Source organism: Legionella navarrensis, from assembly GCF_052527415.1.
In genome coordinates, this window is record NZ_JBNVZR010000001.1 from 205,384 (window position 1) to 231,523 (window position 26,140).

Sequence of the window (26,140 nt, forward strand, 5' to 3'; positions counted from 1 at the left end):
GTACCCTGCGATTTTGGGCTTCAAGGCTCACTCAATTAATAATATTGATTGACATTTAGACAGATAGATGAAAAAATAGCAAACCTTTTCGCCGGAGACAGTTTTATGATGTATGTTCAGTTTTTGTTTATTGCAGCCGTTTTAATGTTCGCAAAACTCGTTAACGCAGCACCCGTTTTCAGCCCTTATGCCGACAGCGGCCAGCAGTCATTTACCCTGCGTCATGCTGATGAGTCAAAGCAGGCTGCCGATAAACATCCATTTGGTGGCCTGACGATGTGGTCAGTAACCCGCGACGCGCCCTGTACCGACAGAGTCTGCAGTGCCAGTAACCCGCAGACACAGCCTTTTTTGAGGATTTCCTGATTATCTCAGTCCTGCTACCTGCGTAATAATGCTTTCAGGCGCTCGATTTCACGTAACAGTTCCAGCGCCAGAGCGGCCCCAGCCATGTTCACCCCGAGATCCTGATGCAGGCGCAGGGTGGTGCGGATGGAGTGTATCGCGTGGGTATCAAACTGCAGTTCGTTCTTCTCGTTGACGTGAACGCTCACAATGCCTTCGTCAATAATCTCCATGATGGTGTCTGTGGGAACACCAAAGGAACGAGTGACTTCCTGCAGAGACAGATAAAACCATTCCTCACTTTCGGGTGACGTGTGTTTCTCAGCGGTCATTACGGACTCCCAGTTTCTCGCGTGGATTAAAGTGAGCAATTTCAGCCATTTTTTCGTACAGTCTGTTGACTTCTTCGTTTTCAGTTTTTGGTATGACAATTTGCAGCGTGATCATTTGATCCCCATGCGGTGTACCGGGCAAGCCCTTGCCTTTCAAACGCATATGACTGCCGGACTGCGACAGTCTGGGAATTTTCAGTTTCACCGGTCCGGCCAGCGTAGGTACTTCAACCGTAGACCCAAGCGTTGCCTCCCAGGGGCTGATGGGCAAATCCAGCCAGACATCCTTTTTATCCAGACGGAACATGGGGTGTGGCAGAATGTTGATTTCAATATACAGGTCACCGGGTTGATTGCCACTGCCTTTGTTGCCCTGGCCTTTGAGACGAATCTGCTGGGTGTCGCCGATCCCTTTGGGTATTTTTACTTTTATGGTACGCAGAGCATAATTGACCTGGCCATAGGCATCAACTTCCGGTATCTGCAACTGCAGACTTTTTTCGGCGCCGTGGAAACTGTCTTCCAGGCTGATACTTAATCTGGCGTGAATATCCTGCCCCTTGTCGTAAAATGCTGCATTATCCTGACGATAACGCTGACGGAATGTCTGATTGATAAAGTCTTCAAAGGCCGCGGCCTGTTCTGCATCGTTGCTGTACTGATGATATTGATGGCCAGAAGAAGCCTGTTGCTGGTATTGTTGTTCGGGGTGTTGCCAGTATTGGCCGAACTGATCATACTTAGCGCGTTTTTCGGGATCTCTCAGCACCTCGTATGCCTCTCCCAACTCCTTGAATTTGTTTTCTGCATCGGCTTCCTTGCTGACATCGGGGTGATATTTACGCGCGAGTTTGCGGTAGGTGCGTTTGATCTCATCCTGATCAGCATTTCGTTCCAGACCCATGACTTTGTAATAATCTTTATATTCCATGGTTTATCTTTAGAGTAAGAGCGTTTCACTGATTTTGGATATGAGAAGGGCGTTTGTCAATTTTTACCTGCGTTGAGATTTTCTACTTGCAGGTTCTCTGTTTCTAATAAATAATGCGCCGCGTCAGTAATCCAACAACTACATGGAAGAAATAAAATGAATCTTAGCAAGACTCTCAACGTTGCGTCTCTTTTTTTTACGCTGTCAGGTTTTTCAGCTACTGGTATGGCGGCGGAAAAATACATACTCTGCGGGCCGGATGAAGACGGCTGTCATCGAAACACATACACCTGGTGCAGCTGCATCCCCTACAACGAACAACAGGGCAAAAATGCCTGGTGCCTCGATTTTGACACCATGAGATGCTATCCCCTGGCACAAAAGCCTGATTGCGACCGTATCATGATTCACAGGGATCAGGCCAGCTGCCTCGGTACGATCTTTCAAAGCGAGCCTGAGCCTGGCTGTCGCATCACGACTCAGGATTTCTGCGAACGTCACAACATGAGTTTTTGCGACGAAGACGGCCATCCAGGCAGTTGTCATAAAATGAGCCCATAAATTAGTGCAAATGGTATGAAAAAACGGTCATGGATGCTCTTAAATCCAGGGTAGGGTGGGCAAAGGAGCGAAGCGACGTGCCCACCAGTCATAGGCACAGAGCACAACCATGGTGGGCACGTCGCTTCGCTCCTTTGCCCACCTTACCCCAGGATTGAATATTGATAGAGCACTAAATTAATTTAAAGCCGAAATTAATTTCCATATTGTTATCATCGATCACAAAACCACGAGACAATATTTTCTGAATCAGAGTCTGGGGAATGGGCGTCAGTTTTTCTGGCCATTTAAATAACATAATAGTCAGAATATTGCGATGCTCACCGCGGCTTAAATCAAAATACTGTTCTTTATCAGGTATGAAACCGTGTCTGGGATCATAGGCCTTGTTCAGATGCGCCTTGATTTTTGCAACAGCGACACTGTGCTCCCGGCTCAACAGCATCAGACAGACACCCACTTCAGCAATGACGTCATTTTCGCTGCGTTTGATAATTTCATCTATATGCGTCTCAAAATATTCAGTAATCCAGTTGAGGGTGGGGTCGTCAACACGGGTCTGGTAATAATTACTTGCCGCAATAATAAAATGCGTCATGCCATAAATTTTGGCTGCGTAGTCCAGCGAGGATAATTGCCCGTCCTGACTGTCTGGAAAAATCTGCCTGAATTTTTTGCTGTAGGGATCGCGTAGATCAACGATACCGAGATCAAGCAGGTAATAAACGTAGTTCACCAGCTGAGCACCGTATAAGACAATATTTTCATCATCCAGCAGAAAGGGTTCAAAACGGCTTTCATTGGCTTTCAGGTAACGAATAGCCTGATCAATATTGGGGAACAGTGGGGTTTTGTCCAGTTTATAGAAATAAATCTTTTTGATAAGAATGAGGTAGTTCATGTAAAAAGCAACACCGGGAAACTGCTCTATTTTTTTCATTCGCATTTTTTTCTTGTCGGTATCAAATTCGTTGATGCTGAGCAAACGCCTGTTTTCTTCCTCCAGCAGGTTATCTTTGTCCAGATTAGGCGTTAATGCCCGGTATTTATTGCTGAGCAGGTACAGATACATGATCATGGGATTCAGATAGCGTTCGTCGCCGGTGATGGTGTACATGCGCAGGGAAAAGTGTTCCTGCTGAACAAAAGGCAGACGATACAGACGCGCCTGGTAGTGCTTTAAAATGTCATCACCGATATTGGCCTCGGCACTGGAAAAGCAAAAAAGCAAAAAAATAACAAGAAATTTCATAAGGTAAGCCTGGATTAACTGTCTTGGAGATGATTACTGGTAAAAGCAGGCCATTGTACCATGAGTGCTGCAATTAAAAACACTGTGAAGATATAACCCGCTGATTGTTAGCCCTTGTAGCCCGGATTAGCGCCAGCGTAATCCGGGAAACAGGCCACAAACGTATAACCAGGCCAGGATGAGCATGGCGTCCCGGATTACGGCTACGCCTAATCCGGGCTACGTGTCTGCCATTAGCACGAAGGCCGGGAGACTAATAAAATGTGCAATTATTCGACATTAATAATATTTCCTTAATATCTCAGCTGTACAATCAGCGCAACGGTATTAATTAGTTGGAGTTGATATGCACTTGATTACCTTTGAAGGAATTGATGCTGAGAGTCGAAAAGCAGCGAGGGTTGCTATTGGACAAGAGTTTAGTGGCGTTACCGTTCTGAGTAAGAAAGGAAACAATACAGCCAGGTTGCGAGAGGCTCCCGAATCGATTTTTATTCATGGTCATTCCCAGCGCTTGATTGGGCGCAAGGAAAGGCAATATCACAGTATTCAGGGGCTGCGCGTTAAAGACATGGTTTCCCGCCTTTGCCGCCTCGTGCCAGATAAAGACAGTCGAAAGGCGCTTAAGGATATTTATATCTTATCCTGCGAAGCTGGCTGGATCATGTCTGATCAAAGCTGCTACGCCAAAGAACTGGCGGATGCGCTGCATAAAGCTGGCTTTACTGCTCTTAAGGTTCATGCTATCAGCAGCCCGGATAATCGATTGGATGAACATACTGGCATGCGCGTCGAGCTGACTACCAGAGCGGGGGTTCAGGGTGTAAAAACAGGAACGCATTTTGGACACGTCAGCGCGAGATTTACGAGCACAACCAGCGATGCGATTGAAGAACGAATCATGGCTTTGCAGACGGAAAAAGCAACACTGTCGCAGAGAATAGATGGATTGGTTAAAGATAAAAAGTCTAAGGATACACAAGAGCTGCTTGATTTATTTAATCAACGAAAGGCGCTCAACGCACAGATATATGCGGCTGTTCGCGATCTTAACCGAGAAAAACAGGCCAACTGTTTTATGAGTGAGGCCGATCTCCTCAAGGAAATGCAACGTCCGGAAAATACATTCAGACACGGCAAAACTACCCCTGCCAAAGAGGATCTTTTGCTGCGTGTTGCAGAACCACGGGCAATCGCCGCTTCATCTACAACCGTAACGGTACCGGTTCCTCAGGACGACTCCGCTCGAGCCGCCATCCTCGCTGATTTGGAAGTTTTAAGGGATAACGAAGATAATTCGGGCAAATTTAGTCGTAATGTTAGTCTTTTGCTGGATATCGTCAGCAAAAATCCTGAATGGAAGAGGGATATATTTGCCGCAATGGATAACTATCACAAACCGGCTCGATCAACCAGACCGGATAAGATGGTTAAAAATCTCTCAACCAATCGTGACAGATCGGAGTTCTATGGCTTGCTGGTGCATCTGGTGAGGGAGTATCGACTGACGCGCAAAGATAACTACGAACCATGGCGTCAGCAAGTAGAGGAAAAACTGCGAGCGAAAGGCGTTGATTTTGAGCATGTTATGGTGAATCCTGGTGATAAAAAACTTCATGTTTCAGTCCTGTCTGCTGGCGGAACGTCAGAGTTTAAGCTCAAAAAGGAAGAAGTAGACGAGTCCATCGCAGCCTGGCTGAAAACATCGAAACCCGCCATGGCGTCGAGTCGCTCAGATGAGACTCAGGCAGCCCGCTCCGTGCCAGTCGAGGAACCCAACCTGCTGGATATTCTGGTGGAAAAACTGATTTATCATGACATTAACATCCTGGTAAAACCGCAGGCGAAAGGGGAGCAGATTGACTTTGAGTTAAGCATTGCTGGCAGAAATATCACAGCCACACTCAGCCGTAACGCTTACGAACAACAACTGGAGCATTTGGATCGTGTGCTGGGGCACCTTGAAAACCAGGGCATTTCCTATCCGTCTCTGTCCTTTGTGGCAGGGCAGCAGGGCTATCAAATCAAAATAGGCAATCAGGATGCACTGATTTTGACTGAGCGTAATTTAGAGAACGATATGCATCGTCTTATTAAGGCGCCACCGGTTCCGATAGTCAGGATTCGGGAGCCCGCTTCATCGTCGTCGGATAGCGAGACAAATGTGTCGCATTCTGATGAGGATACTGATGATGGTTTGCTTAAAAATGATGACAGAGAGCAACAAGAGAGGTTTCCGAATCGCTATGCTTATGGCCTGAATGGAGATAAGCGTTCCACGCACTTCTGGAATAAGGCTTCTGCACGCGGTGTTAATTTTGAGTATTTGATTTTAAGTGATGCGGAAAAACGAACCCTTGTGGGTGATCTGTTAAAGCGTGCCATTCTGGATGCATTTCAACGTGAACTGAACAGATATTCTGATCCTCGTGATCTGGAGCAGGTAAAGGCAAGAATGAAAAAATCACCGGATTATGCCGTACTTGAGGCCAGCCAGGGTTTCACAACCAGCGTATTACGCTTCTTCAAAAATACGGACTCGGTGAATGCCTTTAATTATATGACGCGGGATATTCGTGAGGAGGAGGTGGATCGACGTTGGCAGCCCCACAACAGTGACGGGTATCAGGTGAATTGATCAACATCGTAGCCCGGATTAGGCGAAGCCGTAATCCGGGAATCACACTATGATAGCCTACAGGGTTTCAATCATCTGACGGTTATGCAGCAGCTTATCTCTGGCCTGCATGGCCTGAGCCAGCTTTTCATGTTCCTTGGCAATCACGTCTGCCGGAGCCTTGTCTGCAAAATTGGGATTGCCCAGCTTGCCTTGTGCCAGGGCAATATCCTTCGCCAGTCGAGACAGCTCTTTATCAAGGCGGGCCAGCTCGGCCTCCTTGTTAATCAGACCGGCCATCGGAATCAACAGCTCCAGCTCACGAACCACGGCGGATGCTGAAACCGGCGCAGTTTCGCCGTCCGTCAAAAAGTGAACGTCGTTTAGCCTGCACAGAGCCGTCAGCATGCCCTGGTATTTATCAAGTAAGGCTCTGGTCTGCGGGCTGGCCTGTTTAATCAGCAAGGGAATCTGCCGCGCTGGAGAAATACCCATTTCACTGCGGATGGTACGCAGAGCCTGAATAATTTCCTTCACCCAGGTCATTTCTTCTTCCAGCTGCGTATCAACAAACTCCTGATCAACCACCGGATAAGCCGTCAGCATGATACTTTCACCACCCTGACTGGTGAACTTGCTGGTACGCTGCCAGATTTCTTCTGTGATAAACGGCATAACAGGATGCAGAAGCTTTAAAATATAATCCAGCACATGAATCAGGGTGCGCCGCGTGCCGCGTTTCATGGCGCCCAGGGCCTGCTCGTCGTAGAGAACTGGCTTAGATAACTCCAGATACCAGTCACAGTACTCATGCCAGACAAATTCGTACAGCGTTTGTGCCAGTAAATCAAAACGATAGCTGGCCAGATAATGATGGCACTGGCTGATTGTATGCTGCAGCCGTGAGAGGATCCAGCGATCCGCCGGACTGTACTGGAAGGCACCGTCTTCGAGATCCAGCTGCTCATCGTCTACGTTCATCATCACATAACGCGCGGCGTTCCATAACTTGTTACAGAAATTACGGTAGCCCTCGACACGACCCATATCAAAGCGAATATTACGCCCGGTTGAGGCCAGTGAGCAAAAAGTAAAGCGCAGAGCATCAGTACCAAAGGCGGTTATGCCGTCAGGAAATTCTTTGATAGTGGCTTTGCGTATTTTGTCTTTAACGGACGCAAGCAGCAGGTTAGACGTGCGCTTTTCAATCAGCGATTTTTGATCTATGCCGTCAATGATATCGATGGGATCCAGCACATTCCCTTTCGATTTTGACATTTTATGGCCTTCGGAATCACGAATCAGACCGGTGATGATCACGTCTTTAAACGGCACTTTTCCGGTGAATTTCAGGCCCATCATGATCATACGCGCCACCCAGAAAAACAGAATGTCAAAACCAGTGACCAATACGGAGGTTGGATAAAACTGCTCCAGCTCCGGCGTGCGGTCAGGCCAGCCCAGCGTGGAAAAAGGCCATAGAGCTGAGGAGAACCAGGTATCCAGCACGTCCTCATCCTGTTTCAGATATACCAGATCATCCAGTTTATACTTGAAACGCACATCATTTTCGCTGTAACCGACGTAAATACGACCCTGACTGTCGTACCAGGCCGGAATGCGATGACCCCACCACAACTGACGGCTGATGCACCAGTCTTCAATGTTTTCCATCCATTGAAAATAGGTTTTGTTCCAGTTTTCGGGTACAAAACGAATCTCACCATTGCGTACGGCTTCCATGGCCGGTTCGGCCAGTGGCTTGGTTTTAACGTACCATTGATCCGTTAATAAGGGTTCAATAATCACGCCTGATTTTTCACCTCTGGGTACGTTCAGACGATGAGGCACTTTCTTGACCAGCAAACCTTCGGCATCTAAATCAGCCAGAATCTGCTCGCGGGCGACAAATCGATCCATGCCCTGATATTTGCGCGGTGCGTTTTTATTTACCGTGGCTTTTTTGTTAAAAATGCTGATGGCTGGTAAATCGTGGCGTTTGCCAACCGCATGGTCGTTAAAGTCATGGGCGGGGGTAATCTTGACGCAGCCACTGCCGAACTCTGGATCAACGTATTCGTCGGCAATGATGGGAATGGTTCGATCGCATAGCGGCAGCTGTACCTGTTTTCCTATCAGATGCCGGTAACGCTCGTCTTCGGGATGAACGGCTACAGCGGCATCACCGAGCATGGTTTCAGGGCGCGTGGTGGCGACCACCAGCGATTCGTCGCTGTCCGCTATTGGGTAGCGGATATGCCACATGAAACCGTCTTCTTCTTCTGACAGCACTTCCAGATCGGACACGGCTGTTCCCAGTTTGGGATCCCAGTTAACGAGACGGGTGCCGCGATAAATCAGGCCCTCATCGTGTAACTGTACGAATACCTTCTGTACTGCTGCGGACAGGCCTTCGTCCATGGTGAAGCGTTCGCGCGACCAGTCAACAGACGTACCCATGCGACGCATCTGGCGGGTAATATGATTTCCGGATTCATTTTTCCACGCCCAGACGTGCTCGAGAAACTGTTCGCGGGTCATGTCCTTGCGCGACAGATCGCGGGCTTCCAGTTGTCTTTCCACCACCAGCTGCGTTGAAATGCCGGCATGGTCTGTGCCAGGCTGCCACAGGGTTTTGTCGCCCTGCATGCGATGATAGCGCGTAAGCGTATCCATAATGGTGTATTGGAAGCCGTGGCCCATATGCAGACTGCCGGTAACATTAGGTGGGGGCAGCATGATGCAATAGGGTTTGCCATCGCCTCTGGGTCTGAAAAAATGATGCTCTTCCCAGCGGGCATAGCAGCTTTGTTCGATAGCCTCGGGAGAATAGGTTTTATCCATGGTGTGACCCTGTAATGATGAAATTTGCGATTCTAACATGCAACACAGGCTGTTGTCGCTAAACGATATGCTCGAGGCGGGGCTGTCCCATCTTAATTTGAACTGAAGTTAATCATAAACGGTCAGGAAGGCCCGTAGGCTGATGCTGGTGCGTCACTGCCCGCCTGCTGTTTCGGCAACGCAGCCTCAAGTAGTAGCTGGTGACGGAACAGGGTAGAGTGCAGGCTGGTTACGCGTGCCATACGTTCGTTTATTCTGCGGTCAGGCTCTTTGAAAATCAGCGGTCGACGCAGGAGATTGTTCCTGGGAGCTATGTTCGCTATCACGAGACTGGCAAAGGGATTATCCCTTGCTGTGGATGAGGCTGCCTGTCTCATCCTGATACTTCCTCGATTCTGCTCATCATCGGAGTCGTCTTCATCCGCCCGAACCACCATGGTCCCTTTGAATGGAGGAGTGCGGGATAACTCAGACATGATCACCATGGTCGATGTACCCGAAACCTGTGGTTCTGGACTGGATTGAATCACCATCGTGCCGAGGTTGTGATCTTCCTCGCTGGCGGAGTCTTCCGCATCAGTCGGCAGCGTGTCGGTCATTTGCAGCCGTATTTTCGGATGGTTCGCGAGGCTGTCTTCGGCAGGTCTTCTGCGTCGGACAGCGGTGGCGTATTCGTCATATTCGTCTCTGAATGTACTCAGCAATGGCCGTGAATCCATCTCGCCGGACAAATCCGCTCTCTCATCAGATTCTGAGTCCAGCTCTGATTCTTCACCTGCCATAACTGGCATGAGCTCAGATACGTATTTCATTAATCGATCTGCTCCGGCCACACCCAGATCTCTGACCAGAACTGATGCAGGAAGAAAACTCAGCTGCGGAAAAATCTGTCTGAAACGATCGCTGTCCACATCCAGCATGGGCGTTATGTCTTCGACCCGCGCAATTTCATCGACTTTATAGAAACCGGCCGTGAGATAATAAGCCACCTTTCTGTACCAGGGGGCTAAAGCCCAGTTGGCAGCGGCTAACGGTATACTGATAGACCGTTTAAAATGTTCGCGATATATCCGCGCATAGCAATGAGTCGCCAGCTGTTCGCCCATAAGCATCAGGCGTGGTTCAGAGGGGTTGCGTTCTGATATTTTTGTCAGAATCGCATTGCTGTGCTCCATCAGCTCATTATTACCGATAGTGTTGTCTGTAAGTAACTGGCTGATTTCCTGGATGTCATTTTGCAGACCTAATTGCTCAGAGGACTTCACGGATTCAACCATGTTCAAAAATGTCTGTGTTGGACTGCTGAGATTACGTAATAAGCCCTGGAACGCGCCAATCTCAAGGCGATGGCTGGGTTCGCTTCGGGTAAGTTCATGAATCAGCAGCGATAAATTCAGAATATTCTGGGGTGGATTGCTAAAGTACGAAGCGGCATCATAGTCCGGATCATCGAACTCATCAGGCAGTGTCTCCCTTTGCGTCAGAATCAGGAATTCTTTCAGCGCCATGCCCAGCTGATAGGACATGTAACTCGGCATATCCAGTGTGACTATACTGGCCTGCGCGTTAAACATACCGGTTTTGCTGATGCATCTGGTGTATTCTTCTGGAGCATAGGCCGGACTGCTGCGCGTCTCTCTGACTTTGGGCGTCCGATTTTTCGTCAGGGTTTTTCGATCACTGAGACGCAGCCTGTTGCGGTCAACCAGGAAATTACTGAGTTTGATATCCGGGTGGTAAAGATTTGCGCCAATCAGTTGAGTACAAAAGTTAGACATCTGCTCAAAATACTGAGCGGCACCCGTGGCAATCTTTTGTGAGCGGTCTTTTCCTTCTGCCAGTGCGGTGGCGTATTCCTCACCAAGTTTCATGGCCACATTGCGTAAGCTGCCCTGATTGGCAAACTGGCTGAGCACAACGGGTTTGTATTCGATATCACCATCGTTCATGACTTCTAAAATAAAAACGCCATAATCCTGAATAAAGTAGTTAGCAGCTTCTGATGCCTGAGCATCCTGCTCTACATCAAGGGCCGCCCGGTCTTCGGCTCGAATCACCAGCTCATCTGGCAGGTCTTGTACTTTGACAATGACATTGTAGTTGTTGGTTTGCTCGTCACCCAGATTGCGCATGCTGAAGCGCGTGTCGTCAGCTGGATTTTCGTCAGGGCTGATGTCGTTTTTGATGTAACGAATCAGATCGGCCGTCCGTTCCAAAATGTCACAGTGTTTTGTTATGGTTTCTGAAATGTGTGCTTTATGATGAGCAAGGTAGTTAAGCTTAAGATTGAGACTCACCCAGTTTTGCAGGTTCGCGTCGGAATCATCCGTTCCGAACAGCCGGTTCCGCTGCTGCATCAGGCGAAGCTCATTCAATGAGTCGAGACCTTCTGCGGGGCTCACTTCAGGCTCGTACAGAGGGTCATCTACCTGCATTGTCTTCGCCAGAGCCCCGGCAAACTGCATGCTTGACAGATAGAATGACGCGTAAGGATGAATGCCATGTGCCAGCAGATTCGCTTTCCAGCCGTTCGGCTTTTTATGATTAACCCAGTCATACAGCGGGCCGTCGAATGTAGTTTTGTTGATTTCGTAATGGATTTTTTGCAGATAATACAGTTGCTTTACCACATCAGCGGCTTCTGATGCTTCATTGAACTGAGTCACCAGGCGGCTGAGCAGGACAAAATGTCCTGGCGGCATTTTTAAAGACATATGTAACTCCAGTTAGTGACAGCCCGGGTCCGTGGAGCTTGATTTGTGTAAATAAATAGCTAAAACGTGCGTAAATGTAGCACATTGAGGTTTTTGATTCAACAGGAAGGCTGGGCCTTGCTCTAAGGCCCAGAAAATAATATTACGCAGGCGTATTACGCATCATGGCGGTGATCAGCAGCCAGATACGTGTACATGGTTGGTACTACAAACAAAGTGAACAGGGTTCCTACCAGCAGACCAGAGGAAATAACCAGACCAATATCGAAACGACTGACAGCACCCGCGCCGGAGGCGATCAGCAAAGGCACTACGCCAAACACCATGGCAGCGGTGGTCATCAGGATAGGGCGCAGACGAATCGACGCGGCTTCTTCAACTGCTGCCCGCCGGTCGAGCTGTTTGTCTTTTTGCAGCTTATTGGCAAAGTCCACAATCAAAATACCGTGCTTACTGATTAAGCCAATCAGCGTAATCAGGCCGACCTGCGTATAGATATTGATCGACGCCAGCCCCAGGTTGAGCGGAATGAGTGCACCGCAAATGGACATGGGCACGCTGATCAGAACGATTAAGGGATCGCGGAAGCTTTCGTATTGTGCTGACAACACCAGGAAAATCACGATGATGGCAAGGAAGAAGGCAAAGATCAACGCATTACCTTCCTGCACAAACTGGCGTGACTGCCCGCCGTAATCGTAGGTAAATCCTTTGGGTAAGAGCTTGTTGGCCTGCTCCTGGAGGTAGGCAAGGCCTTCGCCCAGCGTCTTGCCTGGCATCATAACCGCCTGGATGGTTGCCGAGTTTAACTGCTGAAAGTGGGTGATGGCGTTTGCCTGCAGTTTTTCTACCGGCCTAACGATTGTTGATAGGGGCACCATGTTGCCACTGGCTGTTTTAACGTAAATCTGGCTCAGCTTATCCGGGCTCAGTCTATAACGTCTGTCCAGCTGAGGAATCACCTCATAGCTGCGTCCCATCAGATTAAAGTAGTTGACATAGTTGCCAGAAAGGGCGCTGGTCAGGCTGCTGCCGATTGCCCGCATGTCGAGTCCCAGCTCGGATGCCTTGGCGCGATTAATCTCAAACTGTACCTCAGGTTGATTGAACTTCAGACTGTTGTCCATGAAAATAAACAAACCGCTGTTCTGGGCTTTTTCCATTAATTTGTTCGACACTTCATACAGGGATTGAAAGTCGTTGGTGGTTTTAATCACAAACTGGACTGGCGTTCCCTGCCCGCCACCAGGTAAAGGCGGTGGAATAACGGCAAAGGCTTTTAATCCAGTCACTTCGTCCAGTTTGTTTTGCAGGGGCTGTTTCAGCTTGAACTGGCTGCCCTCCCGCTTATCCCATGGCTTCAGTACCATGCCAGAAAAAGGCGTGCTGGAATTGATGCTGAAGTAATGTTCTGTTTCAGGGAAGCTTTGATAAACTTTGTCGAATTGTCTGGTATAGGCCTCCACATAATCAATGGTGGCATACTGCGGCGCCGTACCAACCACAAAAAAGAAGCCCTGATCTTCCTCAGGAGCAGTTTCGCTGGCAGTCTTGCTGTACAGATAAGGCAGCATCAACAGAACAGTGGCGGCAAGTACAAGAATGATAGAACGTGATTCCAGCAGACTATGCAGGGCGCCTTTGTAGATGTCTTTCAGGCGATTGAAAATGCGATCCAGGAAATTCGTGAAGCGGCCTCCGCTGTTTTCAGCGGACAAAATTCTGGAGCACATCATTGGCGTCAGCGTCAGGGCGATGATACCGGAAATGATAACAGCGCTGGCCAGGGTAAATGCAAATTCCTTGAACAACGCACCCGTCAGTCCACCCATAAAACCAATAGGTGTGTACACGGCGGCCAGTGTAATGGTCATGGCAATAATGGGAATGGCAATTTCACGCGCGCCGACAAGGGCCGCCTCCAGAGGCGTTTTACCCTCCTCAATATGGCGATGTACATTCTCCACCACGACAATGGCGTCATCCACCACCAGACCAATAGCCAGCACAAACGCAAGCAGGGTCAGCAGGTTGATTGAGTAGCCCAAAAACAACATCAGGGTACAGACACCAACCAGCGAAAGAGGGATGGTTACTACAGGAATAATGACGGAGCGGAACGATCCCAGAAAGAGATAAATAACAATAATAACAATCACCGCAGCTTCAATAATCGTTCGCACTACTTCCTTAATCGATGCCCTGATAAAATCGGTGGCGTCGTAGACAATAGTTCCCTTCAGCGATGGGGGAAATTCCCGGGTTATGGAAGGAAACAGTTTACGCACATCGCTGATTACCGTCAGGGGGTTGGCGGTTGGGGTAGGGCTAATGGCTATGAATACGGCCTTTTTACTGTCAAAGGTTACAGTCGTGTCATAATTCTGTGATCCTAAAATGACCTTGCCGATGTCTTTGATACGTATAATGGAGTTTTTATCGCTGCGCACAATCAGCTCGCCAAATTCCTCAGCATTGGTTAAATCGGTCTTGGCCGTCATGTTAATAGCCACGTATTCATTTTTCGTGCTGCCTGCGGCTGTTAAGAAATTGTTGTTGGACAGAACAGTGCTTACCTCAGACGGAGATACGTTCAGTGCTGCCATTTTGATTGGGTCGAGGAATATACGCATGGAGTAGGTAGCGCCGCCGAGAATCTCAGCTTTGGCCACACCATCTACTGTTTGAATCTGGGGTTGAACAACGCGGACGGCATAATCGGTGATCTGCTGCGGGGTCATTTCTACGCTGTCGAGACTGATGTACATGAGGGCGGTTGACGAGTCCGAACTTTTCACAATAACCGGCTGCTGAGCCTGGGGAGGCAGCTGATTCAGCGTCTGCTGCACTTTACTCATGACATCGGTAAACGCCACCTGAGGATTAAAGTTCAGTTTGATGTTAAGCGTAATTGTGCTGAGACCCTGTACGCTGGATGACGTCATGTAATCGATGCCTTCGGCGCTCGCTACCGCGGCCTCCAGAGGCGTAGTAATAAAGCCCGCTATCAGGTTGGCATCGGCACCTGGATAACTTGTGGTGACGGTAATAACCGTGTTATCCATGCGCGGATACTGTCGTATCTGCATGCTGCTGATAGAGTTTAGTCCAAAGAGAAAAATCAGCAGGCTGACGACGGTCGCCAGCACAGGTCGTTTGATAAATATATCAGTAAAATTCATGTAGTATCCTGGCTAAATTAATACGCTGTCTGCAATTATTGGCCCAGCTTGTTGAAATCGGCTTTATCATTCAGCTGAACGCTGTTGTTAATCACAACATGGGAACCATTCTGTAATTTTAATTCGCCAGAGCTGACGACCAGCTGGCCAGGTTTTACGCCGCTCTTGATGATCGTGTAATTGTTTTGCTGTTCTCCAGTGTTAACAAAGACACGTCTGACCTGCATGATTTCCTTTCCATCAGCGGTCTGTCTGGGTTTCTCCAGGGGTTCAATAATGAAAACGGAATTACCATAGAGACTATAGGAAATCGAGGTGGAGGGCAGAACTACGACATCAGGTATGGGTTTTTGTTCCACTTCTATGGATGTAAACATTCCGGGCATGAGCACAAATTTCTGTACGTGATTTGCTGTATTGGTTTCCGTGCTGCAGCTGATGATGCTTTTCTCGGTTCCCGGAATTTTCTCCACCTTGATTAACGGTGATTTGGTCGGGTCGCTGACAGCAAGAGATGGACAGTTGGGTACCGTTGCCTGCACCTGTATATTATGTGTGTTCAGATCAACCTTGGAGTTAATTGCGCTGATTTTCCCCAGAAAATAGGCATTAGGAAACTCTTCAACGTGAAATCGAATTTTTTGACCTACGTAAAGCTGTTTGAATAACTGCTCGGGTAAGTTGAAGTTGAGATACAGCGGATCAAGTGACTGCAGACTGACGATGGACGTCTGTCCTGGTGTGATGTACTGTCCGAGGTTGACCTGACGGATACCAAGCTGACCTGAAAAAGGGGCCGTAATGTGCTTTTGCTGGATTTCAGCAGAGGTTTTTTCTACGTTGGCCTGAGCCTGGGCGAGACTCGCCTTGGCCTCGTCCACGCTGGATCCTGGGGTAGCCGCGCGTTTGTAGAGGTTGACCTGGCGCTGATAGTTGATGTCTTTCAGGGCCATATCAGCCTGACCAAACTTAAGATTGGCCTGATCGATGCGATCATCGATATCGATCAGAGGCTGATCCTTTTCTATATACTGACCTGATTCAAAATGAATGCTGACTACGTTGCCAGAGGCCTGTGAGTTGACGTCTACCCCGTTTATGGCAGCAAAGTTACCGACAGCACTGATGTATGGCTGCCACTCAATTTTTTTTGCGACAACGGATGATACGGAAGCAGGCGGGGCTTCGTAACTGGCAAAAAAGCGTTTAATCATAAATGCCTTGAACAGATTGAACCCTATGATTCCACCAAAGACAAGTACCAGTGCTGTAACCATGATGGTCATACGCTTATTCATTTTTATCCTCAGACAGGTATTCAATCTGGGATAATATAACATCAGGTGACTGCGCTGTTCAAATGCATTGCGGCTTTTAGCCGGGTTCCTGATGGTCGTGGACACAAAAAAAACCTGTTGACTAAATTAAACCCTTTGTTACCATGCGATTTCCACAAACTGTTACAGGGATTAAAATGAAAATAAAATCAGTTTTGTTCGCATGTTGTCTGGGTTTGCTGGGCACAGCTGTTGCGGGAAACCGTCACATTCACCCTAAGGCTGATGTAGCTCCCGCGTCTGTCTCTGCCGAGCAGTCAGGCAAAAGCGCGATGGCTCCCGGCTATTGTGAAATTGAGCTCATTAACGACAGTCGTGACCACGTAACAGTATATGGTCAGTTCGACGATGGCTCGACCATGTCGCCTTTTAATATGTACACCTGGGAAGCACCCCATTACATCAGCCTGTATTTTTACGGTTACTGTCATCGTGATATGTATCTGGATATCGTTACCTTCAGCGGGTACCACATTTATTCCGGTTACACACGCCCTGGCAGCACGGTCCGTATCGTACCGTATCTGACCAATCAGGTTAAAGCCCAAATCAGCACCAGATAAATCATGTCTGTCTGTCATCCTTCGTCATGCGAAGGATGACCATTTGTAGAGGTATTCCATTATGATCAAGCCATTATCCCTTGTTTTACTGATGTTCCCAACGCTGGGTGCCTGCGCCATGCAGGATGATCTTTTTTACAACAATCGATTGCATCATCAGGCGCCGGTTGTACAGGTCGAACGCTCCTGGCAGCCCGTCAGTTCCTACCAGCGTATGCCGGCACCTCATAACGTCCATGGTCACACGGATATGAGGCACCAGCGCAAGTACGCCCGCAATCATTACAGACCCCGCGGACGGGTTCCTGCTGCGGTTCATGGTCACGAAAGCCGTAACAATAACGTCCACGGTCATGACTAATTGCCTGTAATGTGGTAGTCTTTTGCCTTTGATTATCTCAGGAGAGAGAGCATGTTAAAAAAAATAAAAACGATAGCCTTGTCGCTGGCCGGACTGGCTCTGGTTGCCTGCTCGGCAGGTCCCACCACGGAAAGCACCGGTGAGTTTATTGACAGCTCGGCAACAACAGCAAAAATCAAGGCGCAGTTAATCGATAGACTGGGTGGTGGTGCTCTGTCCATTCAGGTCAAGACATATAAGGATGAAGTGCAGTTGAGTGGCTTCGTCGGCAGTCAGTCGGTCAAAAGCCGCGCTGGCGAGATTGCACGCAGGAATCCTGGTGTCAGGGTTGTGCGAAACGATTTGGTCGTAAAATAAACCGGGGCGGCTCATGTTTGATAAACAGTTTACAATCGCCGGGTTTGACGAACAGCTCTGGCAGGCTATGCAGGCTGAGAGCAAGCGCCAGGAAGATCATATCGAGTTGATCGCGTCAGAGAATTATGCGAGCCCAAGAGTGCTGGAAGCGCAGGGCTCTATTCTGACCAATAAATACGCAGAAGGCTATCCTGGCAAGCGCTACTACGGTGGCTGTGAATACGTTGATGTGGCTGAAACGCTGGCCATTGAGCGCGCCAGACAATTGTTTGGTGCCGATTACGCCAACGTGCAGCCTCATTCCGGTTCGCAGGCCAATGCTGCCGTCATGATGGCCCTGCTGCAGCCCGGTGATGTGGTTCTGGGCATGGCTCTGCCACATGGCGGCCATCTCACGCACGGCTCCACCGTCAATTTTTCCGGAAAACTGTATCGCGGCGTTGGCTACGGCCTCGATACCAGCACTGGCCTGATTGATTACGATGCCGTGGAAGAGCTGGCCAGAGAACACAGACCCCGGATGATTATCGCCGGTTTTTCAGCATATTCGCAAAAACTGGACTGGGCGAGATTTCGAGCGATTGCCGATTCGGTCGGAGCCTTTCTTCTGGCCGACATGGCGCATATCGCCGGGCTGATTGCCGTGGGCCTCTATCCCTCTCCCGTTCCTTATGCTGACGTAGTTACAACCACCACACACAAAACCCTGCGCGGTCCCCGCGGTGGTTTGATACTGGCCCGTGCCAACGCTGAAATAGAGAAAAAACTGAATTCTGCGGTATTTCCCGGCACTCAGGGCGGTCCTCTGATGCATGTGATTGCAGCCAAGGCTGTGGCCTTTCTGGAAGCCCTGCAACCGGAATTTAAACTGTATCAGCAGCAGGTATTGCTGAACGCCAGCGCGATGGCCGACACCCTGATGAAGCGGGGATATCGCATTGTATCCGGTGGTACAGAGAATCACCTGATGCTGGTTGACCTGATTGATAAAAACATCACAGGTAAGGAAGCTGATGCGGCTCTGGGCCGAGCCAACATTACCGTGAATAAAAATTCGGTTCCCAATGATCCGCGTTCCCCCTTTGTAACCAGCGGGTTGCGACTGGGAACTCCGGCGATAACCACCCGAGGATTCAAAGAAAAAGACGTGATATTACTGACGCAGTGGATGTGTGACGTGCTGGACGATGTGACCAACGAGGCAGTTATTGCCCGGGTCAAGGCTCAGGTTCAGCGATTGTGCCTTGATTTTCCAGTCTATCGTTAATCATGTACTGTCCTTTTTGTCATGCCGAAGAAACAAAGGTGCTGGATTCCCGTCTGGTAGCTGAGGGGGCCCAGGTGCGGCGGAGACGTCAGTGCCTGCAGTGTCAGGAGCGTTTTACCACGTTCGAAACAGCCGAGCTTATCATGCCGGTTATTATCAAGCGCGATGGACGCCGGGAACCTTTTAACCTGGCTAATCTGCGTGCCGGTATGCTGCGCGCGCTGGAAAAACGGCCAGTCAGTGTGGATGATCTGGAAGAGTCTCTGGTCAGCATCATGCAGGAGATTCGAAGCCGTGGTGAAAGGGAAATTGATTCCCGGCAAATCGGCGAAATGGTGATGAAACAGCTGTATAGCCTTGATCATGTTGCCTATGTTCGCTTTGCTTCTGTGTATAAGCGCTTTAAAGACGTCAGCGATTTCAGACAGACAATTGATGAAATGAAAGATGACAAAACCTCATGAGGTAACTGTGGAAAAACAATCTATAAATGGTAAGCGACGAGCGCGTAAACTGGTGTTGCAGGCCCTGTATCAGTGGCTCATGTCGGGACAGGAGCTGCCTGAAATCGAAGCGCAGTTTCGTGTCGCCAATAATCTGGATAAAGTGGACATGGAGTATTTTTGCCGGATACTGTACGGTGTTCCTGAGAACCTGGACGCGGTGCAGGGTTCTATTATCCCGTTTCTCGATAGAGCGATCGACGGTTTAAACCCAGTTGAACTGTCTGTGTTGCGCCTCGGCACTTACGAACTGCTGTTCTGCCCTGAAATCCCCTGGCGCGTAGTCCTGGACGAGTCTATTTCTCTGGCCCGCGAGTTTGGCTCTCAGGAAGGGCATCGTTATGTCAATGGAGTACTGAACCAGGTGGCGCGTCAGGTTCGGGCGATTGAGATCAATCTTGACGCGAATGAATGAATTTTCATTGATTGATGTATTGTTTAAACAAAAGGCCCTGAAACGCGATGACGTGGTCTTTGGCATAGGCGACGATGCCGCCTGTCTGCTTGTTCCCCCTGAACATCACCTGCTGGTCAGTACCGATACCCTCGTGGATGGTGTTCATTTTTTAAATGACTGGGATCCCTTTGATATAGCCTGGCGCGCGGTTATGGTGAATGTCAGCGATATGGCTGCCATGGCCGCAACGCCATGCTGGCTCAGTCTTGCACTGACCCTTCCTGACAGCAATGAAGCCTGGCTGACGCGCTTTGCAGAAGGGCTGCACGCCGCCCTGCGGCCTCTGAATATATCGCTGATTGGCGGGGATACAACCCGCGGTCCACTCAGTATTACCATCACGGTTCACGGTGTAACCCCCGCCGGTTCAGCCGTTACACGGCAGGGAGCCAGACGGGGTGATACCATTTGGGTGTCTGGCGAGCTCGGCGCAGCGGCCATGGCCGTCAGTATTCTCGCTGGCGGAGAGCTGGCTGCTGAAGACAGGGCTACTGTCATGAACAGGCTGCTGCGCCCATCGGCGCGTATCGACTTACAGACCATCCTGCGTACCTATGCCACAGCCGCACTGGACATTTCAGACGGCTTAAGCGCCGATCTGAATCATATCTGCGAGGCCAGTGGCCTCGGCGCTTACCTTTCCCTGGCGTCCATTCCTGTCCATCCGCTGTTAAAACAATATTGCCCGGAGAAAGCTCTGGATTTTGCCCTGAGCGGTGGTGACGATTATGAGTTATGTTTTACGTCATCGCCTGACAACACGCCTCACTTGCTTGCTGATCTGGCTGCCATGGGGTTATCCTGTTACCCAGTGGGGTATATGATCGATGAACCCGGACTGCGCTGCGAAACAGGTTTACTGGCTGCGCGTGGTTATACGCATTTTCAGGATTAAAGACAGGATAAAAATGAATACAAAACAGATTTCTCAGAAGGTCTGGCAGGATCCGGCCTGGTTCATTGCCTTTGGCTTCGGCAGTGGCTTAATGCCTGTAGCGCCAGGAACCTGGGGAACCCTGGCGGCTTTTCCTGTCTATTGGCTGATTATGTCCTGCTCTTCCTGGCTGTATCTTTTGCTGACGCTGTTGTTTTTTGTGTTGGGTGTCTGGGTAAGCGACAAGGTGAGCGCGGAGCTTGGCGAACATGATTTTTCCGGCATTGTGTGGGACGAGGTAGTTGGATATCTTTTAACCATGGCTTTTGCTCCGTCCGGTTTGATATGGATGTTGACTGGGTTTGCCCTGTTCCGTATCTTCGATATCCTGAAGCCGTTTCCCATACGCATGGTTGACAGACAGGTTCAGGGAGGACTGGGGATTATGCTGGATGACGTGCTGGCTGCTGTTCCAGCCTGGCTTATTCTTCAGACTCTGGCATGGAGCGTGTCGGCATGAATGCAAATCATAAAGAACTAATATCCATTGCCTTGACCATCAGTATTGTTGCCTTCACGGTCTTTATTATCCACCGTTTCATTCCTTCGATGATGTGGGCTGCGATCATCGTTATTGCAACCTATCCTCTATATAAACGCTGGCGCGCCATGTTTGGCCGCTACCATAATCTGGCGGCCCTGCTGTTTACTTCGATATTAAGCCTGTTGCTGCTGATCCCCTTAAGCTGGCTGGTTACGCTGGTGGTAAAGGAGCTGCAGTATTTTATTAATTATCTGCAACTGGTTAATCGCGATGGCGGCGAAGCGCCGCTTTTACTGCAGCAGTTCCCCATTGTTGGTGCGGATCTGGTGCAGTACTGGGACAGCCATTTTGGCCAGCCTGGCAGCCTGCGTCAGGTTTTATCCAATCTTCACCTGTCCCTGACGCCGGCCAGCTATTACATCAAACAGATTGGGGCCAATCTGGTGCATCGTGGCTTTCAGTTGGGATTCACCATGCTGACGCTGTTTTTCTTTTACCGCGATGGTGACAGGCTGTTTGAACAAATTAACGAGCTGGGAGAGCAGTGCCTTGGTCAGCGCTGGTTTCGTTATGCCGATCGCCTGCCGGCGGCTCTGCGTTCTACCGTTAACGGTACCATTCTGGTGGGGCTGGGCGTTGGTATATTGATGGGTATCTGTTACGTGCTGGTGGGCTTCCCTGGCCCGACGCTGACCGGATTTATCACGGCCTGTGCCGCTATGATTCCGTTTGTTGTGCCGATTGTGTTTGTTATCATAGCCCTGATTTTATTCTCCAGTGGTTCGATGATTGGAGCCGTTATTGTGCTGGTCTGGGGGACACTGGTAATGTTTGTGGCGGATCATTTCGTCAAACCCGTGATGATTGGCGGGGCAATTCAGCTGCCATTTCTCGCGGTACTGTTTGGTATTCTCGGCGGTGTTGAGACGCTGGGCATTCTCGGGCTGTTTGTTGGCCCGATGGTTATGGTATTATTTGTTACCCTTTGGCAGGAACCGCAGGGTGCCAGGACTTGAAATTTTGTTTTTTGACCAGACATATTTGCTAAGTAACTTGAGTTAATACCATTATTTGGGGGAGGAAGTTATGAATCAAAATTGGCCAACAAAAGATAAAGACATGCTCATAGCTGAACAGGTTATCGAAGAATACGCCACGCAGGTAGACAGCGACACACTGGGTTTATTTGAAGTCGTCCATAATCATCAGGAGCGTCACATGGGCTTTCGCCTGGCGAACTGGGTAACCACGCTGGCCAGACATTTTGTGTCAGCCTACGGACCAGAACAGGGCGATTATGTGACACGAAAGGTCGTCACCCGCTGTCTGATCAACGGCCAGACCCTGCACTGATTCGCGATCCTATCTAAAAAAAGTTCAGATAGCTGTTGTAGTTGGCTTTATACTCAGGACTGACCAGATACTGAGCCAGTGCCTTGTTTATCTGGTTCAGTAAATCCATATCCGATTTGTTAACCGCTATCCCGAGCCCAAACCCATAGTTAAACGGTTGTCCAAGCACCGCAAACTCACCAGAGGTTTGCGATTGCCAGAACAGGGCGCCTGGGTTGGGGGCTACGGCATAGGTAATCTCGTCGTTCTTCATCGCATCAATCATGGCCTCCGCAGAGGGGTATTCGATAATTTTGGGGTTAACAATAGGAAAAGATGCCAGTGCCTGCGCGAACATGGAGCCTTTTTCAACGCCTATGGTCTGATTATTCAGCGACGTCAGGGTAAAGGGTTTGGCCGTATTTTTTTTAAGGGTGACAAATCGTCCCATACTGGCCAGGTACGAGTCAGAAAAATTTACCCGGGCTGCGCGATCAGGACTGATGGCGATACTGCCAACGGCGACATCATACTTTCCCGATTCTACCGAATCGATGAGCTGCGAAAACGGCATGGGTTGAAAGACGCACTGGCGTTGAATGCTTTTGCAGATGCTTTCCATCATGGAAATATCAAAACCGTAGAGTTGTTTGTTGGCCTGCATGACAAAGGCCGGTGAGAAGGTATCCACGGCTACATTGAGTGGCGGGAGATCTGCGGCGTGCAGAGCGGTTCCAAAAAAAAGTACCAGACCTGCTAAAATCCCTGGGGTTTTCATTTGTTCATCCTTGTTAGACCGCATCGTATTGATTTTTCATTATAATAGTATAGCATCATATTTTACAGCCCGGGGAAACCAGTGCCAGACATAGCGGAATTACTGAAGCTTAGATTACCAAACATCCAGCGCCTGTTTCCGGACTGCTCTCATCCACTGCATGCAGCGATTCGAGATGTGCTGCTGGTCAGTACCTATGCCGGACGGCATATCGATTGTCTGCAGCAACTGATGAACGATGACAGTTGCCTCAATCCCCTCGACCTGAACGACTACACCCGCCTGTTACACGAACAGGTCGCATTGGACAACAGCCATTTTCCCCGCGCGCTGCGCCGCTTTCGTCACTATCATTTTTTACGTCTGATGCTGCGGGAACAGGCGGGGCTGGCCAGTACGGAAGATACGCTGCTTGCCTGGTCGGATTTTGCGGACGCTGTTATTCTGCATGCGCTGGCCTGGTGTCAGCAGGAATTGAGCCTGCGCTATGGTCAGGCCCGGGATGCCAATGGAATGCCGGTACAACTGTATGTACTGGCCATGGGCAAACTGGGCGGGCGTGAATTAAATTACTCCTCGGACGTAGATCTGATCATGGTGATCTCGAGCAGCGGTTACACCGATGGCAAGGAATCTCAGAGTAATGAACAGTATTTTACCCGGGTGGTGCAGTCGTTTATCCAGGTCTTACAGAACATAAGCGAGGATGGTTTTGTCTTTCGTGTTGATTTACGCCTTCGCCCCAACGGTGACAGCGGTGCACTGGTTTCGTCTCTGGCGGCCATGGAAACCTATTATCAGGAGCAGGGGCGTGACTGGGAGCGTTACGCCATGGTCAAGGCCCGCGTTCTGGGCAGCACGCCGGATTGGTTTCACTCCTTGATAAGCGCGTTTACCTATCGTCGTTACGTTGATTTCAGTGTGATCGAGTCCCTGCGCAGCATGAAGTCCATGATAGAGCGGGAAATTCAGCGTAATCCGCGTCTGGATGACATCAAGCGAGGGCTCGGCGGGATTCGGGAAATTGAATTTATCGTACAGAATGTGCAGCTCATTCGCGGTGGACGCATTCCGTCTTTGCGTCAGCAAAGTCTGCTACAGGCGCTGGAGGCGGTGCATCAGGAAAAACTATTACCCAAAACCGCAGCCTTGAGACAGGCTTATTTATTTTTACGCAGACTTGAAAACTGCCTGCAGTCTGAAAACGACCAGCAGACACATTCTCTGCCCGCTGATCCGGAGCGCCAGGCACAGATCGCCTATGCCATGGGCTATGAGTCCTGGGAGGCGCTGATGAACCGTCTGCAGCAATACCGACGCATTATTTCCTACCTTTTTCATGCGGTACTGCATACGAATGATCAGCCGGAAGATGGCGAACGTCTGTTAATGAATCAACTCACCAGCGTATGGCAGGGGCATGTGGAAACCGACATGGCGATCAATCTGCTGGCCAGTCTCGGCTATCAGCAGGCTGAGCGCTGCTACCAGCTGATCCACGCCTTCCGCCACGCTCCGCGCTGCCGGCGTCTGACTCAGGCTGCCCGCCTGCGACTCGATCGTTTCATGGTTTTATTGTTACGGCAGCTGACGGACATGGATCATGCCGAGTCTGTTTTGTTGAATGTGATTCACCTGCTCGAAAATATCGTGGGTCGCAGTGCGTATCTGGCGCTGCTTACGGAAAATCTCTGCGCCCTGCATGAATTACTGTATTGGTTTGCAGAAAGTCCGTTTATCACGGAACTTCTGGTTACTCATCCTTTTCTGCTTGAGCTGCTGCTGGCCAATACCGGGCGCTGGCAGACGCCAACGCGTCATCAGCTTGAGCAGCAGTTGACACAGCAACTGGCTTTGTGTGAGGACGACGAGGCCAGGGAAGACAGTCTTCGCCAGTTCAAACTGACGCAATGGCTGTCGGTAGCCAGGGCTGAATTGCGTGGCCAGGTGAGCGCTCAGCGGGCAGCAGGGTTTCTTGCCGATCTGGCTCAGGCTGTTCTGGCTCAGGTTGTCCTGCTGGCGGCACGGCAATTGAATGATCGTTATCCCGCCATAAATGCTGTCGTCGAAAAGCTGGCTATTATTGCCTATGGAAAACTGGGTAGCCGGGAAATGAATTACAACTCGGATCTGGATTTGGTTTTTTTGCATACCTGCCCGCCGGATCAGGAGGCTTATGTCATTCGCCTGACACAAAAAATCATACACATGCTGACGGCTCGCTCGCAGTTCGGAATTTTGTATCAAGTAGACACTCGCCTGCGTCCATCTGGCGAATCAGGTCTGCTGGTAAGCAGATTATCTGCCTTTGTGAACTATCAGCAGGCAAGCGCCTGGACATGGGAGCATCAGGCCTTGATTCGAGCGCGTATTATCGCAGGGGACAGCCGGAGCAGGGCGGTCTTTCGTCAATTGAAGAAAGATGTATTATCCATGTCCCGTGATGAAGCAATGATTCGCACCGACGTACAGGGTATGCGGGAGAAAATAAAGCAGCAACTCGGCTCAGAGGGCGTGAAATATGCCCCGGGTGCGTTGATTGATCTGGAGTTTTTCGTGCAGTATCTGGTGTTGATAAGCCCCATCCCCTCAATCAGCCGCTATACGCACACATCGAGTCTGCTGAGGCAGCTTGCCAGCCATTCGGTGCTGACATCCTCTGAATGCAGTGTTCTTCAACGGGCGCTGCGCGCATACCACCGCGCGCTGCACGCAGGACTGTTAAACCCTGAAAAACAGACAGACTGGGAACAGGAGCGGGAGGCGGTTTTGGCGCTGTTGCAAAACGCTGGCTGGGAAAGAGCCTGAGGCTGCCTGCTTAGGGGATGTTGATAATTGCTCTAGTGTTCTATCAATATTCAATTTTGGCGTAGGTTGGGCCTTGGCCCAACATGGAATTGGCACCCAGGCTAATTGTTGGGCCAAGGCCCAACCTACGTCGTCGATGTTCCGGTTTATCTGATGAAACAACCCTCATCCCCAACCCTTC

The 26,140-nt window shown here is 49.7% G+C and carries 22 protein-coding genes; 14 read left to right on the forward strand and 8 right to left on the reverse strand.

Annotated features, from left to right (window positions below; translation table 11 throughout):
• Positions 1 to 105: 105 nt before the first annotated feature.
• Positions 106 to 366, forward strand: a complete 261-nt coding sequence (locus ACQUTA_RS00840) for a hypothetical protein (RefSeq protein WP_444986278.1) — start codon at positions 106 to 108, stop codon at positions 364 to 366.
• A 14-nt stretch (positions 367 to 380) separates the two neighbouring features.
• On the opposite strand, the gene ACQUTA_RS00845 is transcribed toward ACQUTA_RS00840, so the two are convergent.
• Both ACQUTA_RS00845 and ACQUTA_RS00850 read right to left on the reverse strand, forming a co-directional pair.
• Entirely contained in the window at positions 381 to 677 is a 297-nt protein-coding gene (locus tag ACQUTA_RS00845) for a chaperone modulator CbpM (protein ID WP_444986279.1), read from the reverse strand.
• Complete coding sequence (locus ACQUTA_RS00850) at positions 667 to 1,608, reverse strand: DnaJ C-terminal domain-containing protein (protein ID WP_444986281.1); 942 nt, start codon at positions 1,606 to 1,608, stop codon at positions 667 to 669. Before ACQUTA_RS00850 ends, ACQUTA_RS00845 begins: the two co-directional genes overlap by 11 nt.
• A 156-nt stretch (positions 1,609 to 1,764) precedes the next feature.
• Between ACQUTA_RS00850 and ACQUTA_RS00855 the strand changes: the two genes are divergently transcribed.
• On the forward strand, positions 1,765 to 2,169 hold the full coding sequence (locus ACQUTA_RS00855) for a hypothetical protein (RefSeq protein WP_444986283.1): 405 nt from the start codon (positions 1,765 to 1,767) through the stop codon (positions 2,167 to 2,169).
• A 172-nt stretch (positions 2,170 to 2,341) separates the two neighbouring features.
• Here ACQUTA_RS00855 and ACQUTA_RS00860 read toward each other — a convergent pair whose 3' ends face one another.
• Complete coding sequence (locus ACQUTA_RS00860; protein WP_444986285.1) at positions 2,342 to 3,421, reverse strand: DUF3541 domain-containing protein; 1,080 nt, start codon at positions 3,419 to 3,421, stop codon at positions 2,342 to 2,344.
• Between the two features lie 346 nt (positions 3,422 to 3,767).
• Here ACQUTA_RS00860 and ACQUTA_RS00865 point away from each other — a divergent pair, with 346 nt between their 5' ends.
• Positions 3,768 to 6,059: a hypothetical protein gene (locus tag ACQUTA_RS00865; protein WP_444986287.1), complete on the forward strand. Its 2,292-nt coding sequence runs from the start codon at positions 3,768 to 3,770 to the stop codon at positions 6,057 to 6,059.
• Between the two features lie 57 nt (positions 6,060 to 6,116).
• On the opposite strand, the gene ACQUTA_RS00870 is transcribed toward ACQUTA_RS00865, so the two are convergent.
• The 4 genes from ACQUTA_RS00870 to ACQUTA_RS00885 all read right to left on the reverse strand — a co-directional run bounded on the left by ACQUTA_RS00870 (position 6,117) and on the right by ACQUTA_RS00885 (position 16,076).
• Complete coding sequence (locus ACQUTA_RS00870) at positions 6,117 to 8,882, reverse strand: valine--tRNA ligase (protein ID WP_444986289.1); 2,766 nt, start codon at positions 8,880 to 8,882, stop codon at positions 6,117 to 6,119.
• A 122-nt stretch (positions 8,883 to 9,004) separates the two neighbouring features.
• Positions 9,005 to 11,596 carry a hypothetical protein gene (locus tag ACQUTA_RS00875; RefSeq protein WP_444986291.1) on the reverse strand — a complete coding sequence of 864 codons (2,592 nt, stop codon included), beginning with the start codon at positions 11,594 to 11,596 and terminating at the stop codon, positions 9,005 to 9,007.
• Between the two features lie 155 nt (positions 11,597 to 11,751).
• Positions 11,752 to 14,778 (reverse strand): efflux RND transporter permease subunit, encoded by a 3,027-nt coding sequence (locus ACQUTA_RS00880; protein WP_444986292.1) that lies wholly within the window; start codon positions 14,776 to 14,778, stop codon positions 11,752 to 11,754.
• A 35-nt stretch (positions 14,779 to 14,813) separates the two neighbouring features.
• Entirely contained in the window at positions 14,814 to 16,076 is a 1,263-nt protein-coding gene (locus ACQUTA_RS00885) for an efflux RND transporter periplasmic adaptor subunit (protein WP_444986294.1), read from the reverse strand.
• 176 nt (positions 16,077 to 16,252) lie between these two features.
• On the opposite strand from ACQUTA_RS00885, the gene ACQUTA_RS00890 reads away from it, so the two are divergent.
• The 10 genes from ACQUTA_RS00890 to ACQUTA_RS00935 all read left to right on the forward strand — a co-directional run bounded on the left by ACQUTA_RS00890 (position 16,253) and on the right by ACQUTA_RS00935 (position 22,394).
• Positions 16,253 to 16,678, forward strand: a complete 426-nt coding sequence (locus ACQUTA_RS00890; protein WP_444986295.1) for a hypothetical protein — start codon at positions 16,253 to 16,255, stop codon at positions 16,676 to 16,678.
• 61 nt (positions 16,679 to 16,739) lie between these two features.
• Positions 16,740 to 17,039 (forward strand): hypothetical protein, encoded by a 300-nt coding sequence (locus tag ACQUTA_RS00895; RefSeq protein WP_444986296.1) that lies wholly within the window; start codon positions 16,740 to 16,742, stop codon positions 17,037 to 17,039.
• Positions 17,040 to 17,090: 51 nt separating this feature from the next.
• A complete protein-coding gene (locus ACQUTA_RS00900) occupies positions 17,091 to 17,396 on the forward strand; it encodes a BON domain-containing protein (RefSeq protein WP_444986297.1) in 306 nt (101 codons plus the stop codon).
• Positions 17,397 to 17,409: 13 nt separating this feature from the next.
• Complete coding sequence (gene glyA / locus ACQUTA_RS00905) at positions 17,410 to 18,663, forward strand: serine hydroxymethyltransferase (RefSeq protein WP_444986299.1); 1,254 nt, start codon at positions 17,410 to 17,412, stop codon at positions 18,661 to 18,663.
• A 2-nt stretch (positions 18,664 to 18,665) separates the two neighbouring features.
• A complete protein-coding gene (nrdR, locus tag ACQUTA_RS00910; RefSeq protein ID WP_444986301.1) occupies positions 18,666 to 19,127 on the forward strand; it encodes a transcriptional regulator NrdR in 462 nt (153 codons plus the stop codon).
• A gap of 7 nt (positions 19,128 to 19,134) precedes the next feature.
• Positions 19,135 to 19,581 carry a transcription antitermination factor NusB gene (gene nusB / locus ACQUTA_RS00915; protein WP_444986303.1) on the forward strand — a complete coding sequence of 149 codons (447 nt, stop codon included), beginning with the start codon at positions 19,135 to 19,137 and terminating at the stop codon, positions 19,579 to 19,581.
• Positions 19,574 to 20,518 carry a thiamine-phosphate kinase gene (thiL, locus tag ACQUTA_RS00920; RefSeq protein WP_444986305.1) on the forward strand — a complete coding sequence of 315 codons (945 nt, stop codon included), beginning with the start codon at positions 19,574 to 19,576 and terminating at the stop codon, positions 20,516 to 20,518. The genes nusB and thiL overlap by 8 nt, the downstream gene beginning before the upstream one ends.
• Before the next feature lie 13 nt (positions 20,519 to 20,531).
• Entirely contained in the window at positions 20,532 to 21,017 is a 486-nt protein-coding gene (locus tag ACQUTA_RS00925; protein WP_444986307.1) for a phosphatidylglycerophosphatase A family protein, read from the forward strand.
• Positions 21,014 to 22,057: an AI-2E family transporter gene (locus ACQUTA_RS00930; protein ID WP_444986309.1), complete on the forward strand. Its 1,044-nt coding sequence runs from the start codon at positions 21,014 to 21,016 to the stop codon at positions 22,055 to 22,057. Before ACQUTA_RS00925 ends, ACQUTA_RS00930 begins: the two co-directional genes overlap by 4 nt.
• A 70-nt stretch (positions 22,058 to 22,127) precedes the next feature.
• Positions 22,128 to 22,394: a hypothetical protein gene (locus tag ACQUTA_RS00935; protein ID WP_444986310.1), complete on the forward strand. Its 267-nt coding sequence runs from the start codon at positions 22,128 to 22,130 to the stop codon at positions 22,392 to 22,394.
• A gap of 13 nt (positions 22,395 to 22,407) precedes the next feature.
• Here the strand turns inward: ACQUTA_RS00935 and ACQUTA_RS00940 are convergent, their stop codons facing one another.
• Positions 22,408 to 23,151: a transporter substrate-binding domain-containing protein gene (locus tag ACQUTA_RS00940; protein WP_444986311.1), complete on the reverse strand. Its 744-nt coding sequence runs from the start codon at positions 23,149 to 23,151 to the stop codon at positions 22,408 to 22,410.
• A gap of 81 nt (positions 23,152 to 23,232) precedes the next feature.
• Between ACQUTA_RS00940 and glnE the strand changes: the two genes are divergently transcribed.
• Entirely contained in the window at positions 23,233 to 25,959 is a 2,727-nt protein-coding gene (gene glnE / locus ACQUTA_RS00945) for a bifunctional [glutamate--ammonia ligase]-adenylyl-L-tyrosine phosphorylase/[glutamate--ammonia-ligase] adenylyltransferase (protein ID WP_444986312.1), read from the forward strand.
• Positions 25,960 to 26,140: the final 181 nt, after the last annotated feature.